Here is a 13,659-nt window from a genome sequence, read left to right as displayed (position 1 = left end):
ACAACAGGAGATGGACCCCCGCCTTCGCGGGGGAACACGGCCATGAGTGAAAACGACGTAGACCCCACGCTCCCCGAACGCGCGCGCAAGCTGTTCGCGGGCCCGATCGCCTTCCTGAAATCGGCCCCCGCGCTCCAGCACCTGCCCGCGCCTTCGGTGCCCGAAATCGCCTTCGCGGGCCGCTCGAACGTCGGCAAATCGTCGCTGCTCAACGCGCTGACCAACCGGAACGGCCTCGCGCGCACCTCGGTCACGCCGGGGCGGACGCAGGAACTCAACTATTTCGACGTCGGCGCGCCGCTGGTGTTCCGGCTCGTCGATATGCCCGGCTATGGCTTCGCCAAGGCGCCCAAGGATGTCGTCAAAAAATGGCGCTTCCTGGTCAACGACTATCTGCGCGGGCGGCAGGTGCTGAAGCGCACGCTGGTGCTGATCGACAGCCGCCACGGCATCAAGGACGTCGACCGCGAGGTGCTCGACATGCTCGACACCGCGGCGGTCAGCTATCGCCTCGTGCTCACCAAGGCCGACAAGATCAAGGCGAGCGACCTTGCCGCCGTCCAGGCCGCGACCGAGGCCGAAGCGCGCAAACACCCCGCCGCGCACCCCGAGGTGATCGCGACGAGCAGCGAAAAGGGCCTGGGAATCGCCGAGCTGCGTGCCGCGGTGCTGGAGGCGGTGGAGAGTTAGGACTGGTTTATCCTCTCCCCTTGCGGGAGAGGATAGTGCAGGTTGCGGACTTGTCCGCTACCGAAACTTGGTGAGGGGGAGCGGCCCGCGGGGCCGCGCGAGCCGAAGGCTCGCATCACCCCCTCCCAGCTTCGACTAGCCAGCAAGCTGGCAAGTCTACGCAACCCTCCCCCGTTCAGGGGGAGGGAGGAGAATTTGGATGAAACTGTTCATCGGCAACAAGGCCTATTCGAGCTGGAGCCTGCGCGGCTGGCTCGCGGCGCGGCACAGCGCCCTGCCCTTCGAGGAAGTCGCCGTCCCGCTCTATGACGAGGACTGGTCGAACCGGCGCGAGGGCGACGAGTTCGCGCCGTCGGGCGGCAAGGTGCCGATTCTGTGGGACGGCGCCGACACCGTCGTCTGGGACAGTCTGGCGATCATCGACTATCTCAACGAAAAAACCGGCGGCACCCGCGGCTATTGGCCCGAGGATATGGCGGCGCGGGCGATGGCGCGGTCGATGGCCGCCGAAATGCATTCGAGCTTTGCGGCACTCCGCCGCGATTGCAGCATGAACATCCGCCGCATCTATCCCGCCGCCGAGCTCGCGCCCGACGTACAGGCCGACGTCATCCGCATCATGCAGATCTGGGCCGAGGCGCGCGCGCGCTTCGGCGGCGAGGGCGATTATCTGTTCGGCGACTGGTCGGCCGCCGACATGATGTTCGCGCCCGTCGTCACCCGCTTCATCACCTACTCGATCGCGCTGCCGCGCTTCGCCATCCCCTATTGCCAGGCGGTGATCAGCCACCCGCACATGCAGGAATGGATCGGCGGCGCGCAGGCCGAGGATTGGGTGATCGAGGCGTTCGAGGGTCCGTCCGCCGACTGACACGGCGGCTATCGCGCCGATGAACCGATCGTTCAGGCCGGGATCGGTCAAGCGCTGCTATCATGCGCCCATGCACCGTCTCCTCTCCGTTCCGCTTGCCGTCGCCACCCTGTGCGCGACGGCGGCGATGGCCGCGCCCGAAGCGTATCGCTGGGAAATCGGCCCGATCATCCGCGGCAAGAATTATTCGCAAGGCATGCCCTTGCATCCCCGGCCGGCGCGCGGCGGCTGGCAGTTCGATTTCCCGGCGGGAAGCGCCGTCGCGGGGCATGTCCATTATGTCACCTTCCGGTCCGGCCCGATCGCGCCGGATGCGCGGATCAGCGTGCGCTACCGCATCGATGCGCCGCCCGGAACACGCTTCGTGCCGCAGGAAAGCCCGGGCCGCCCGGCCACCGTATCGCTCTATTTCCAGCGGCGCGGCGACAATTGGAGCGCGAAAGGCCGGTTCGAACACTATCGCTGGTACGCCCCCGCCGCGACGGTCCGCCCACTGGCGACGGGCGAGCAGGAGATCAGCGTGCGGCTCGACGATCCCAGCTGGATTTCGGTGCTGGGCAAGACATCGGGCGCGACTCCGGAGGCCATCGCCGCGGCGCTGGCCGACGTCGACCGCATCGGGCTGGTGTTCGGGTCGGCGGCGGCGCGCGGCCACGGCGTCTATGCGACCGCCCCCGCCCGCTTCACGCTGCTCGGCTTCGATATCCGCTAGGGTCGGGCGGATCGAACGCTAGGGAATCCGCGTCGTCGGATAGGGCGTGCCGTCCTTGTGGAAATAGCCGTCGGGCGTGAACAGCATGTCGATGTCCGAATAACCGCCGCCGGTGTCGTATTTCTTGCCGCCGCCCAGCGCCACGAACACGCAGTCGGCGTCCGATTCGTTGACCAGATGGTGGCCGTTGGTGCTGCCCTTGGGCCAGACCGCGATATCGCCGGGGCGCATCGGCCAGCGGCCGCCGTCCTCGATCAGCACCGCCTCGCCCGCGATCATCACCAGCATCTCGTCCTCGCCGTCGTGCCAGTGGCGCTGCGACGACCAGGCGCCGGGTTTCAGCACGACATGGCTCGCCGCGAAATCGCTGAGACCCGCAGGCGGCGCGAGGCGGCGATACCAGCGGCCCTGCACGGGCGCGTCGTGCGGCGCGGGATAGCCGGTGGCGTTGGTCTGCGGAATGGCGTCGAGATCGAGTTTGGGCATGGCAATCCTCCTCTCGCCCTCTTGCCGTTCGCATCGAGCGAAGTCGAGATGCCCGTCGATCTTGCGCCATGACGATTGGTGTCTCGACTTCGCTCGACACGAACGGATAAAGGGCGTTCATGACAAGCCCGATCGACCCCGTCGCCCTCGCTCAGGCGCTGATCGCCGCGCCGAGCATCTCGCCCGCCACCGGCGCCGTGTTCGACGTGCTGGAGGCAGCGCTGATCCCGCTCGGCTTCACGGTCGAGCGCTTCATCGACGGGATCGAACCCGACGGGCCGGTCGAGAATCTGCTCGCGGTGCGGACGGGCAAGGGGCCGGTGCATTTCGGCTTTGCCGGGCATCTCGACGTCGTGCCGCCGGGCGTCGGCTGGACGAGCGACGCCTTCGCGCCCGAGGTTCGCGGCGACCTCCTCTACGGCCGCGGCGCGGTCGACATGAAGGGCGCGATCGCCGCTTTCGTCGCGGCCGCCGCCGCGACGCCGGTCGAAGCCGGAACGATCAGCCTGATCATCACCGGCGACGAGGAAGGCCCCGCGATCTTCGGCACCCGCGCGCTCATGGAGCATATGGACGCGCGCGGGGTGAAGCCCGACATGATCCTCGTCGGCGAACCCACCTCGGTGAACCGGCTCGGCGACATGGTGAAGATCGGGCGGCGCGGATCGGTCAACATCTGGATCGACGTGCCGGGGACGCAGGGCCATGTCGCCTATCCGCACCTTGCCGACAATCCGATCCCCAAGCTGGTTGAGATATTGGCCGCGATCGACGCGGTCAGCCTCGACGCCGGGACCGACTGGTTCCAGCCGTCGAACATCGAATTCACCGATATCGAGGTCGGCAACGGCGCGACCAACGTCATCCCCGCCTCGGCGCGCGCGCGGCTGTCGATCCGCTTCAACGACCGGCACCGCGGCGCCGACCTCGTCGCGATGGTCGAGCGGTTGGCGCACGACGTCGAACCGCAAGCGAAAGTGCTCGGCAAGATTTCAGGCGAAGCCTTCCTCACCCCGCCAGGCGAGCTGTCGGAGCTGGTCGCCGAGGCGATCCATGCCGAGACCGACCTTCGCCCCGAACTGTCGACGACCGGCGGCACCTCCGACGCGCGCTTTCTTCACGCGCTCTGCCCGGTGGTCGAGTTCGGCCTGATCAATGCGACGATGCACAAGCTCGACGAGGCGGTCGCGGTCGACGATCTGCACAAGCTGACCGCCATCTATCGCGGGATATTGATGCGCGCGCTGCTCGATTGAATTTATCTCACGCAAAGGCGCAAAGCCTGTCCTGAGCGCCTTCGCGTGAGATTATTCCTCGCGCCCCCGGCGCAGGATGACATAGACCGCGCCGCCGCCGCCATGGCTGATATGCGCCGGGCGCAGCGCGACGATGCGGTCGGCATAGGGCGACACCGACAGCCAGTCGGGCAGCGAGGCGCGGATCGCGCCGCGCGGGCGGGGATCGCCATGCATCTGCGGCAGGCGGTCGGCGCCCGGCCGCAGCCGCCCCGCGACCACCAGTAGCACCCGCGCGCCGCGCAGCAGGGCGCGGCCGATCGCTTCGTCGAGCAGCGCTTGCGCCGACGCCAGCGTATGGCCGTGAAGGTCGATGCTCATCTCGGGGCGCACGAGTCCCTTGCGCAGCCGCCGGTCCCAATGGCCGTCGAGCGTGCTGCTCGCCCAGGTCCGGCGCGGGGGCGGCAGCGGTGACGAAGGACGCGATGCGGCGGCGGGGGCGGCCGCGCGCACGACCGTCTTGGGCGGCTTGATCGTCGGCGGCACCTTGGGTTCGAGCGGCGCCGGCCGCTTCGCCAGCGGCGCGACGGTTGCCGCCACCTTCTTCCACAGCGCGCTTTCCTCGGGGGCGAGCCGCCGCGCCATGTCAGGGGCGCGCCGTGAGCCGCGCGACGCTTGCGCGCGGCAGCAGCAGCAGCGCCGAACCGCGCGCCGCCATGCCGCCGGCGATGGCGCGCGCCGCCTCTCCCGCGCCCCAGAAGCTGTCGAAGCGGTTCGCGCCCTTGATCGCGCCGCCGGTGTCCTGCGCGATCCAGAGACCATTCGGTTCGGCGCGGTCGAGCGAGAGGAAGACCGGGGCGCCGAGCGGAACATATTTGGGGTCGGCGGCGACGCTCGCGCGGCCGGTGACGGGAACGCCGAGCGCGCCGAGCGGGCCGGCGCCGGTCAGTTCGCGGAAGAAGACCCAGCTCGGATTTTCGTTCATCACCGCCGCGCCGCGCACCGGATCGGCGCGCAGATAGTCGAGGATACCCTGCATCGACGCCTGACCCGGCTGAAGCTCGCCGCGGTCGAGCAGCAGCTTGCCGATGCCGACATAGTCGCGGCCGTTCTGCGAGTCGTAGCCGATGCGCATGACGCTGCCGTCGGGCAGGCGCAGCCGTCCCGATCCCTGCACCTGAAGGAAGAAGAATTCGGCCGCGTCGGCCGCCCAGGCGATTTCGAGCCCGCGCCCCGCGAGCGCGCCGCGCTCGATCGTCGCGCGGTCGTAATAGGGCACGAAATTGCGGCCGTCGACGCGGCCGCGGATCTTCTTGCCCTGCAGATCCTTCGAGAACAGCCCGAGGTCGACGTCGACCAGATCGGCGGGGCGGCGATAGATGGGGACGTCATAGCCCGGGCGCTTGTCGCGCGAGGCCGCGATCTCGGGCTCGTAATAGCCGGTGACGAACGCCGTGCCCGCGCCGACCTGCACCGTGCCGAAATAGCGGCTGAAGAAATTGCTCGCATCGCGATCGGCCCAGCCCGGCGCGGCGTTGCAGCTTTCGGCCCATTCGCCGCTCTGCGTGAGGCCGCTCGCATCGGTGCGGCGCAGCAGCGAAGGGCAGCTCAGCCGGAACGCCTTGAGCGCGGCGGTCGCCCGATCGGCCGCGATGCCGAGTTCGTTATATTCGGGACCGGCCAGGACCCCGGCCTCGATGGCGGTGGTCGCGGTGGCGGACGGTGCCGGCGCGGGCAGCGGCGGATTGGGGGTCGCGGGAACCGGCTTCGCCGCCGCGCTCGCGGGTGCCGAGGGGCGCGGCGTATAGGCGGGCGTGCCCGGCGATGGCGCAGGAGTCGGCGCGGGCCGGGTCGCGACCGGACGGCTTCCCGCCTCGGGAATTACCGAGGCACAGCCCGACAATAACGGCAGGATCAGCGCCAGCCCGAGGGCCGGGCGAACGCCTTTTCGCGCCGGATTTTCGGGGTTCACGCGAAGACGCGAAGACGCGAAGCAGTCGATAATCGACGCCCTGCTCGCCTGCCCGTTGCGCGCTGCGCTTATTATATCCACCTGCGGCGGCAAACCGCCTCCAACGACCGAGCGCGACCTCTTCGCGTCTTCGCGGCTTCGCGTGAACCAGAATCGCACGACACCAGCTCCCCGCGCCACCCGTGCCTCGCGCACGAAAATCAGGCGGCTTCGGCTTCGTCGAGCAGCCAGTTGGGATCGCTGCTGCCGATCTGGCGGCGGAAGGTCCACAAATCGTCGGCCTGCGCCGCGTCGCTCATCGACCCCGCGATCATCTTGCCCTCGGCATCGCGGGTCACCGCGCTGATGTCGGCCTGATAACGCACCGTGATCCGCGCTTCGCGGCGGCTGAGCTCGACCGCGGTGATCTTCGCCGAATCGATACCGATGAGGCGGTTGTCGAGCGTCTCGCCGCGCGCGGTGCGCGCCTCGATCGCTTCGACGAAGCCTTCATAGCTGTCGTCGTCGCACAGGTCGCGCAGCGTGTCGCGGTCGCCCGCCCAGAAAGCCTCCAATATCATGCGATACGCCGCCTCGGCGCCTTCCATGAAGCGGCCGGCGTCGAAATGGCGGTCGGCGGCGAGCAACTGGCGAAGCCCGGCCTCGGCCGCGGGTTCATAGACGAGCCCGGTGCCGCTCGCACCGGCGGCGGGAAGCCCCGCGGGCGCCTCGCCCTCGTCGAGGCGAACCGGCGCGGGCGAGGCTGCCGCGCGTTCATCGCGGCGCGGCAGGACGGGTTCCTGCTCATGCCCGGTCCGCTTGCCGAGCACCGAATAGAGCCGCATGCCCAGAAAGGCAGCGATCATGGCGAGCAAGACGATCGAAAAAGCAGTCACAGGCAAAATCCGATTATAACGGGAAAGTCTATCCGGCCATTACATAGGCGATCCATGGCCATGTTTCAAACCACCATGGCCCCGGCAGCGCGGCGGGTCAACGATTCGGGCCGCTACGGGCGACGCGCGCCGCCCATTGTGCTGGTCCGCCGCCGCTGCTAAGCGCCGCCGCAACCTTCCGTCTCCGGGCGGACCCTATCCTTTATTTCCAACGAAAGCGTTACGATCATGGCTGACGAGACCGGCACCGACATCAATCCCGCTCCGCAGGCGAATGGCGAAGACACCGCGCCCGCGATCGGCCTGATCTCGCAATATGTGAAGGATCTGTCGTTCGAGAATCCGAACGCTCCCGCCGCCTATCAGTGGCAATCGGCGCCGCAGATCGATGTCCAGTTCAACATCGGCGCCGACAATGTCGGCGAGAATATCTATGAAGTGTCGCTGAAGATCGACATCAGCTCGAAGGCCGACGAAGGCACGATGTTCGTCGTCGACCTGAAATATGCCGGGCTGTTCGGGGTCCGCAACGTCCCCGACGACCAGCTTCAGCCCTTCTTCCTCGCCGAAGCGCCGCGCATCCTCTTTCCCTTCGCGCGCCGTGTCGTCGCCGACGTCGTCCGCGACGGCGGCTTCCCGCCGCTGCTGCTCGAGCCGATCGATTTCCACGGTCTGTTCATGCAGCAGGCGCAGGCACAGGCCGACGCGGGCGAGATGACGCCGGTCGGTCAGGCCTGATCTGACTTGAAAACCTCGTCATTGCGAGCGAAGCGAAGCAATCCAGGGCGGTTTACGCCACTCTGGATTGCTTCGCTGCGCTCGCAATGACGATGGTCATTGAAGGCGGGGCCGCATGACCAGCCTCGTCAGGAGCGTCGGGACGATCGGCGGGCTGACGATGGTCAGCCGCCTGTTCGGCTTCGTGCGCGACATGCTGCTCGCCCGCGTGCTCGGCGCCGGGCTCGCGGCCGACGCCTTCCAGCTCGCCTTCACCCTGCCCAACACCTTCCGCCGCCTGTTCGCCGAGGGCGCCTTCTCGGTCGCTTTCGTGCCAATGTACAGCCGTGCGCTGCATGGCGAAGGGGGTGAGGAGGCCGCGGCGCGATTCGCCGACGACGTGCTCTCGGTCTTCCTCTGGGTCCTGCTCGCCTTTTCGGCGGTGATGATGATCGCGATGCCGGGGATCGTGTGGATTCTCGCGCGCGATTTCCAGAACGTGCCGGGCAAGTTCGACTTCGCGGTGTTCCTGAGCCGGATGACCTTTCCCTATCTCGCGCTGATCAGCCTCGTCGCGATGCTGTCGGGGCTGCTCAACGCGCGCTCGCGCTTCGCGCCGGGGGCGTTCGCGCCGGTGCTGCTCAACATCCTGCTGATCGGCGGCATCATCACCGGCTGGTGGCTGCGCGGGCCCGGCGGCGACGACCGGATCGTCGCCGAAGCACTCGCCGTTTCGGTCAGCCTCGCCGGCATCGCCCAGCTCGCCTATCTCTGGTGGTCGGTGCGCCGTGCAGGCCTGACCTTGCGCTTCCGTTTCCCCAAATTCACCCCGGAGGTGAAGCGGCTGGGGATGCTGATCCTGCCCGCGACCTTCGGCGCTGGCATCTATCAGGTCAGCCAGTTCGTCGACACCTTCTTCGCGACCTCGCTGCCGCAGGGATCGCTGACCCTGCTCAAGCTCGCCGACCGGCTGAACCAGCTTCCACTCGGCATCGTCGGCATCGCGCTCGGCACCGCGATCCTGCCGATGCTGTCGCGCCATATCCACAGCGGCGACGCCGCCGAGGCGCAGCGGCTGCAGGCGAATGCGTTCGAGATGGCGACGCTGCTGACGCTGCCCGCCGCCGCCGCGCTCGCAATCTGCGCCCCCGCCTTCGTCACCGCCTTCTTCGTCGGCGGCAAGTTCACCGGCGCCGACGGCGCGACGATGGCGCATATCGTCGTCGCGCTGGTCGCGGGCCTGCCCGCCTATGTCATCGTCAAGATATTGAACCCCGGCTTCTTTGCGCGCGAGGATACGCGCACCCCGGTGTGGACCGCGCTCGCGTCGCTGATCGTCAATATCGCGATCAACCTCTATGTCGTCGAACGCTTCGGGATCGTCGGGCTCGCGGGCGCGACCGCGGTTTCGGCGAGCCTCAATTGCCTGCTGCTCTATGGCATATTACACCGCCGCGGCTGGTTCCACTTCACCGCGAAGCTCGCGGGACGGATCGCGCGCCAGCTCGTCGCGGTTGCCGCGATGGCGGCGCTGCTGTGGTGGATGATGCCGCTGATGCAGCCCTGGTATGGCGGCAATGTCGCGCAGCGCGTCGGCGCGCTCGCCGCGCTGTGCGGCACGGGGGGCGCGGTCTTCTTTGCCGCGGCCTTCGTCACCGGCGCGCTTGACAAGGATCTGCTCGCCATGCTGACGCGGCGCCGCCGCAACGGTGCGGCAAAACCTCAGGAGTAAGACATGCGGACGCTATCGGGCATCCAGCCCACCGGAAATTTGCACCTCGGCAATTATCTGGGCGCGATCCGCAACTGGGTGCGGATGCAGGACGAGATGGAGGGCGACAAACTCTATTTCCTCGCCGACCTCCATGCGATTTCGATGCCGCACGTTCCGGCCGAACTGACCGCCAACACTCGCGCGATGACCGCCGCGCTCGTCGCCTGCGGGATCGACACCGACCGCTCGCTGCTTTTCAATCAGGCGCGCGTCCCCGCGCACGCCGAACTGCAATGGCTCCTCAACGGCACCGCGCGGCTCGGCTGGCTCAACCGGATGACGCAATTCAAGGACAAGTCGGGCAAGAATCGCGAAAGCGCGTCGGCGGCGCTCTATACCTATCCGGTGCTGCAGGCAGCCGACGTGCTGCTCTATCAGACGACGCACGTGCCCGTAGGCGAGGACCAGAAGCAGCATCTCGAACTCGCGCGCGACGTCGCGCAGAAGTTCAACAACGACTATGCCAGCGAAGCGGCGCCCATTTTCACCCTCCCCGAGCCGATCATCCCGGCGGGGATGGCGCGCATCATGAGCCTGCGCGATGGCGCGGCGAAAATGTCCAAGTCCGATCCGTCGGACATGAGCCGCATCAACCTGACCGACGACGCCGACACGATGATGCAGAAGGTCAAGAAGGCAAAGACCGATCCCGAGGTGCTGCCGTCCGAGGCCGCCGGGCTGGAAAACCGCCCCGAGGCGCGCAACCTCGTCGGCATTTACGCCGCGCTCGCCGACACCAGCGTCGATGCGGTGCTGCGCGACTATGCGGGACAGGGGTTCGGGGCGTTCAAGCCCGCGCTCGGCACGCTGCTGATCGAAACGCTGGGTCCGATCAATGCGCGCTTCGTCGCGCTAAAGGACGATACGGCGGCGCTCGACGCCATTCTCGAAAAGGGCGCGGAAAAGGCGCGGCTTCTCGCGAAGCCGACGCTCGACGCCGCTTATGCCGCGCTGGGGCTCTGCCGCTGAGCAAGCCATTCGGCACCAAGGAAATTCTTGTTTATCGGCGCCGCTTCCCCATATTGGGCGGAGGGTGCCGCCCTGCGGCGAAGCGAGTTCAACCAAGGTTAAGTCGCATCGGCGTAGTCATGTTATAAACGGCGCATTATGCGCGCCCGTCCGAATCACGGAGCAAGAGCATGAGCAAGACTATTTCCCGGCGGCTCGGTCTGGCCGCCATCGCGGGCGCGGCGCTGGCACTGGCTGGCTGCGCGACCCCGTTCAAGGCCGATGTCGCGCGTTTCCAGACGCAGCTTCCGGCGCCGCAGGGCCAGAGCTTCGCGATCGAGGCGAGCAACCCCGCGCTGCAGGGCGGCATCGAGTTCGGCCAATATGCCAATCTCGTCGCCGGCGAGCTGACGCGCTACGGCTATCGCCCCGCCGCGAACGGCGAGCATCCCGACATGGTCGTCCGCATGGATTATGGCGTCGACAAGGGCCGCGAACGCGTCGTGTCGTCACCCGGCTTCGGCGATCCCTGGTACGGCGGCTTCGGCCCCTCCTATTACCGCCCGGTGATCGTCCGCGGGCCGCGCGGGCGCCGCTATGTCTATGGGTATCGCGACCCCTTCCTGTGGGGCGGCTTCGGTCCCGGGTGGGGCTATAACGACGTGTCGAGCTATACCGTCTACACGAGCGGCCTCAATCTGCAGATCAACCGCGCCGCCGACGGCTATCGCCTGTTCGAGGGCCATGCCGAGGCGCAGTCGCGCGACAATAATCTGCAGGCGCTGGTCCCGAACCTCGTCGAGGCGATGTTCACCGGCTTCCCCGGCAATTCGGGCGAACGCGTCCGCATCACCGTGGCGCCGCCCGAAAAGGGCTGATCCGACGTCCAACGCACATAAGGACCCGCCCTCCGAAAGAGGGCGGGTCTTTTCTTTGACGGGAGGCGGTGGCGGGTTTCGGCTGAAGTCGGCCGTTGGCGGAGCTTGCTCTCTCCCCTTCAGGGGAGAGATACGAAGGCTTGCCGGTTTACCGGCTAGCCGGAGTTGAGAGGGGCGTGGACGCCTCCCCCCTCTCCCAACCCTCTCCCCTGAAGGGGAGAGGGCTTTACGTCCGCTCCCCACCCCAAAACCGACCTGTCGCCAACACCCGCAATTAGTGCCCTCCCGCCGGGGGTCGCGTCAGGCGGGAGGGCTGGCTCCGCACTGGCGTGGTGGGCCGGCGCAGAACGGTTCGTCTTCGATACCGTCCCTAAGCCGCCGCTGCCCGTGGCGCCGTGATCCGTGTCACTGGCGCGACATTTTCAGGCCTCGCGCTTCAGCCGCACCAGCGCCGCATCGAGCGCCTGCAGGAACTGCGACCGGTCGGCCTTGGAAAAGGGCGGCGGCCCGCCGATTCCGTCGCTCATCCCGGCGCGCAGGTCGGCCATGATCGCGCGCGTCGCGATCGCGGGGCCGATCGACGCCGCGGTGAAGGGCTTGCCCGTCGGCGCCAGCACCACCGCGCCGGCCTTCAACGCGCGATCGGCAAGCAATATGTCGGCGGTGACGACGATACTGTGCGCATTCGCCGCCTCGGCGATCCAGTCGTCGGCCGCGTCGAATCCGTCCGACACGACCACGCGCTCGATCAAGGGATGATCGGGAACGCGCAGCCGGCTGTTGCTGACGATCTTCACCGGCACCGCGTGCCGCCAGGCAACGCGATAGACCTCGTCCTTCACCGGACAGGCATCGGCATCGACGAGGATCGTGACGCTCATCCGCGCACTCCGTCCCACAGCAGCTTGGCGCCGAGCAGCACCATCAGGACATAGACGATGACATAGAAGCGCGCGGGGTCCATCCGCTTCAGCCAGCGCACCGTAACCAGCGTCGAAACGATCGCGAGCGGCATCAGCAGCAGCGCAGCGACGACCACCTCGTGCGGAAAGGCGCCGAGCGCCAGATAGGCGGGCACCTTCATCCAGTTGACAAGTCCGAACAGGATCGCGCTCGTCCCGATGAAGCTCAGATGCGGCAGCTTGCGCGGCGTCACCCACATCTGGAACGGCGGCCCGCCCGCGTGCGCGATCTGGCTGGTGAAGCCCATCACGCCGCCGAAGATCGTACCCACCCAGCCCGGCGAGGTCGAGGCCGCGACGACGCGCCCGCCGCGCTCGACCCACAGGCGATAGAGACCGAACGCCAGCGTGATCGCGCCGAGCGCCGCCATCAGCTGCGCCTCGTCCACCCGCTCGGCATAAAACCAGCCCGCCGCGACGCCGATCGCGGCGCCGGGGAGCATCCAGCCGATGATCCAGCCATCCCATGTATGGCGGAACGACCAGACGCTGATCACGTCCTGCACGATCAGGACCGGCAGCAGCAGCGCCGCGGCGGTCGCGGGCGGCAGCACCAGCGCGGCGAGCGGCGTCGCGAGCGAACCGACCCCGGCGAGCCCGCCCTTCGCCATGCCGAGCAGGATCACCGCGACGATCAGCACCGCCAGCGTCAGCGGGTCGGACAGCAGGCTCATGCTGCGGCGATGTCGGGCGTCTCGGGCAACCGCCAGTCGATCGTCCCGCGGCCATGCGCCTCCAGAAAGGCGTTCGCCTGGCTGAACGGCTTCGATCCGAAGAAACCATTGTGCGCCGACAGCGGCGAGGGATGCGGCGCGCGCAGGATCAGGTGCGGACTTCCCGGCCCCAGTCCCGGCACGTTCGCCGCCTTGCGCTGCGCATGGCTGCCCCAGAGGATGAAGACCTTGGGCGCCGGATCGGCCGCGACCGCCGCGACCGCGGCGTCGGTGAATTTCTCCCACCCCTTGCCCTGATGCGACGCCGCCATTCCCGCCTCGACCGTCAGGCAATTGTTGAGCAGCAGCACGCCCTGTTCGGCCCAATGCTTCAGATAACCGTGCCGCGCGGGCGGGATGCCGAGGTCGCTCTGCATCTCCTTGTAGATGTTGACGAGGCTCGGCGGCGTCCGCACGCCCGGCTGGACCGAGAAGCAGAGCCCGTGCGCCTGCCCCGGCCCGTGATAGGGGTCCTGCCCCAATATGACGACGCGCACGTCCTGCGGCGGCGTCGCGTCGAGCGCCGCGAACCAGTCGCGCGGGCGCGGATAGATCGCCTTTCCCTTTGCGCGCTCGCCGGCAAGGAAGGTCTTGAGCGCCGCCATATAGGGCTGCTCGAACTCGCCGCCGATGCGTGCGAGCCAGTCGGGATGCAATTTGACCTCGGCCATGCGCGTCCTTTGACCGGAGCCGCCCGCGCTTGTCCAGCCATCTTGTCCCCAGCCGCCTTGTCTGGCGCCTTTCCCGCCGCTAGGCCAGCGCGCGACTTCTAGTCCGTTCGTGTCGAGCGAAGTCGAGACACCCATCTGCCTTGCGCTGCGCCGAT

General features: G+C 67.8%; 15 protein-coding genes. 8 read left to right on the top strand and 7 right to left on the bottom strand.

From position 1 onward, the window contains the following. Positions 1–42: 42 nt before the first annotated feature. The 3 genes from yihA to OJI97_RS07945 all read left to right on the top strand — a co-directional run bounded on the left by yihA (position 43) and on the right by OJI97_RS07945 (position 2,273). On the top strand, positions 43–690 hold the full coding sequence (yihA, locus tag OJI97_RS07955; RefSeq protein ID WP_297662523.1) for a ribosome biogenesis GTP-binding protein YihA/YsxC: 648 nt from the start codon (positions 43–45) through the stop codon (positions 688–690). A gap of 199 nt (positions 691–889) precedes the next feature. Continuing rightward, positions 890–1,561: a glutathione S-transferase family protein gene (locus OJI97_RS07950; RefSeq protein WP_297662522.1), complete on the top strand. Its 672-nt coding sequence runs from the start codon at positions 890–892 to the stop codon at positions 1,559–1,561. Between the two features lie 70 nt (positions 1,562–1,631). Beyond that, positions 1,632–2,273: a hypothetical protein gene (locus tag OJI97_RS07945; protein ID WP_297662521.1), complete on the top strand. Its 642-nt coding sequence runs from the start codon at positions 1,632–1,634 to the stop codon at positions 2,271–2,273. An 18-nt stretch (positions 2,274–2,291) separates the two neighbouring features. On the opposite strand, the gene OJI97_RS07940 is transcribed toward OJI97_RS07945, so the two are convergent. Beyond that, entirely contained in the window at positions 2,292–2,759 is a 468-nt protein-coding gene (locus tag OJI97_RS07940) for a cupin domain-containing protein (protein WP_297662520.1), read from the bottom strand. A gap of 119 nt (positions 2,760–2,878) precedes the next feature. Between OJI97_RS07940 and dapE the strand changes: the two genes are divergently transcribed. Continuing rightward, the gene (gene dapE / locus OJI97_RS07935) at positions 2,879–4,015 is read left to right on the top strand and encodes a succinyl-diaminopimelate desuccinylase (RefSeq protein ID WP_297662519.1); all 1,137 of its coding nucleotides are present in this window, start codon (positions 2,879–2,881) and stop codon (positions 4,013–4,015) included. A gap of 51 nt (positions 4,016–4,066) precedes the next feature. On the opposite strand, the gene OJI97_RS07930 is transcribed toward dapE, so the two are convergent. The 3 genes from OJI97_RS07930 to OJI97_RS07920 form a co-directional block, all read right to left on the bottom strand. Beyond that, the gene (locus OJI97_RS07930) at positions 4,067–4,639 is read right to left on the bottom strand and encodes a Smr/MutS family protein (protein WP_297662518.1); all 573 of its coding nucleotides are present in this window, start codon (positions 4,637–4,639) and stop codon (positions 4,067–4,069) included. Position 4,640: 1 nt separating this feature from the next. After that, a complete protein-coding gene (locus tag OJI97_RS07925; protein WP_367184757.1) occupies positions 4,641–5,966 on the bottom strand; it encodes a murein transglycosylase A in 1,326 nt (441 codons plus the stop codon). Between the two features lie 200 nt (positions 5,967–6,166). Further along, a complete protein-coding gene (locus OJI97_RS07920) occupies positions 6,167–6,841 on the bottom strand; it encodes a Tim44/TimA family putative adaptor protein (RefSeq protein ID WP_297662517.1) in 675 nt (224 codons plus the stop codon). A gap of 228 nt (positions 6,842–7,069) precedes the next feature. Here OJI97_RS07920 and secB point away from each other — a divergent pair, with 228 nt between their 5' ends. The 4 genes from secB to OJI97_RS07900 all read left to right on the top strand — a co-directional run bounded on the left by secB (position 7,070) and on the right by OJI97_RS07900 (position 11,158). After that, positions 7,070–7,579: a protein-export chaperone SecB gene (secB, locus tag OJI97_RS07915; protein ID WP_297662516.1), complete on the top strand. Its 510-nt coding sequence runs from the start codon at positions 7,070–7,072 to the stop codon at positions 7,577–7,579. 115 nt (positions 7,580–7,694) lie between these two features. Further along, the gene (gene murJ / locus OJI97_RS07910; RefSeq protein WP_297662515.1) at positions 7,695–9,290 is read left to right on the top strand and encodes a murein biosynthesis integral membrane protein MurJ; all 1,596 of its coding nucleotides are present in this window, start codon (positions 7,695–7,697) and stop codon (positions 9,288–9,290) included. Between the two features lie 3 nt (positions 9,291–9,293). Further along, the gene (trpS, locus tag OJI97_RS07905) at positions 9,294–10,301 is read left to right on the top strand and encodes a tryptophan--tRNA ligase (protein WP_297662514.1); all 1,008 of its coding nucleotides are present in this window, start codon (positions 9,294–9,296) and stop codon (positions 10,299–10,301) included. A gap of 170 nt (positions 10,302–10,471) precedes the next feature. Then, entirely contained in the window at positions 10,472–11,158 is a 687-nt protein-coding gene (locus OJI97_RS07900) for a DUF4136 domain-containing protein (protein WP_297662513.1), read from the top strand. A 422-nt stretch (positions 11,159–11,580) separates the two neighbouring features. On the opposite strand, the gene OJI97_RS07895 is transcribed toward OJI97_RS07900, so the two are convergent. The 3 genes from OJI97_RS07895 to ung are packed head-to-tail and all read right to left on the bottom strand — an operon-like array spanning position 11,581 to position 13,504. Next, positions 11,581–12,039: a YaiI/YqxD family protein gene (locus OJI97_RS07895; RefSeq protein WP_297662512.1), complete on the bottom strand. Its 459-nt coding sequence runs from the start codon at positions 12,037–12,039 to the stop codon at positions 11,581–11,583. Then, positions 12,036–12,794 carry a sulfite exporter TauE/SafE family protein gene (locus tag OJI97_RS07890; RefSeq protein ID WP_297662511.1) on the bottom strand — a complete coding sequence of 253 codons (759 nt, stop codon included), beginning with the start codon at positions 12,792–12,794 and terminating at the stop codon, positions 12,036–12,038. Before OJI97_RS07890 ends, OJI97_RS07895 begins: the two co-directional genes overlap by 4 nt. Continuing rightward, positions 12,791–13,504 (bottom strand): uracil-DNA glycosylase, encoded by a 714-nt coding sequence (gene ung, locus OJI97_RS07885; RefSeq protein WP_297662510.1) that lies wholly within the window; start codon positions 13,502–13,504, stop codon positions 12,791–12,793. The genes OJI97_RS07890 and ung overlap by 4 nt, the downstream gene beginning before the upstream one ends. Positions 13,505–13,659: the final 155 nt, after the last annotated feature.

This window comes from Sphingopyxis sp. (assembly GCF_025869345.1).
Lineage (GTDB): Bacteria > Pseudomonadota > Alphaproteobacteria > Sphingomonadales > Sphingomonadaceae > Sphingopyxis.
Note: the sequence above shows the minus strand (reverse complement) of the source record. Positions and strands in the feature narration are given on the sequence as shown.

Bases quoted from the DNA above. Each gene is read 5' to 3' on its own strand.
- yihA (WP_297662523.1), top strand. From the start codon at position 43: ATGAGTGAAAACGACGTAGACCCCACGCTCCCCGAACGCGCGCGCAAG.
- OJI97_RS07950 (WP_297662522.1), top strand. From the start codon at position 890: ATGAAACTGTTCATCGGCAACAAGGCCTATTCGAGCTGGAGCCTGCGC.
- OJI97_RS07945 (WP_297662521.1), top strand. From the start codon at position 1,632: ATGCACCGTCTCCTCTCCGTTCCGCTTGCCGTCGCCACCCTGTGCGCG.
- OJI97_RS07940 (WP_297662520.1), bottom strand. From the start codon at position 2,759: ATGCCCAAACTCGATCTCGACGCCATTCCGCAGACCAACGCCACCGGC.
- dapE (WP_297662519.1), top strand. From the start codon at position 2,879: ATGACAAGCCCGATCGACCCCGTCGCCCTCGCTCAGGCGCTGATCGCC.
- OJI97_RS07930 (WP_297662518.1), bottom strand. From the start codon at position 4,639: ATGGCGCGGCGGCTCGCCCCCGAGGAAAGCGCGCTGTGGAAGAAGGTG.
- secB (WP_297662516.1), top strand. From the start codon at position 7,070: ATGGCTGACGAGACCGGCACCGACATCAATCCCGCTCCGCAGGCGAAT.
- murJ (WP_297662515.1), top strand. From the start codon at position 7,695: ATGACCAGCCTCGTCAGGAGCGTCGGGACGATCGGCGGGCTGACGATG.
- trpS (WP_297662514.1), top strand. From the start codon at position 9,294: ATGCGGACGCTATCGGGCATCCAGCCCACCGGAAATTTGCACCTCGGC.
- OJI97_RS07900 (WP_297662513.1), top strand. From the start codon at position 10,472: ATGAGCAAGACTATTTCCCGGCGGCTCGGTCTGGCCGCCATCGCGGGC.
- OJI97_RS07895 (WP_297662512.1), bottom strand. From the start codon at position 12,039: ATGAGCGTCACGATCCTCGTCGATGCCGATGCCTGTCCGGTGAAGGAC.
- OJI97_RS07890 (WP_297662511.1), bottom strand. From the start codon at position 12,794: ATGAGCCTGCTGTCCGACCCGCTGACGCTGGCGGTGCTGATCGTCGCG.
- ung (WP_297662510.1), bottom strand. From the start codon at position 13,504: ATGGCCGAGGTCAAATTGCATCCCGACTGGCTCGCACGCATCGGCGGC.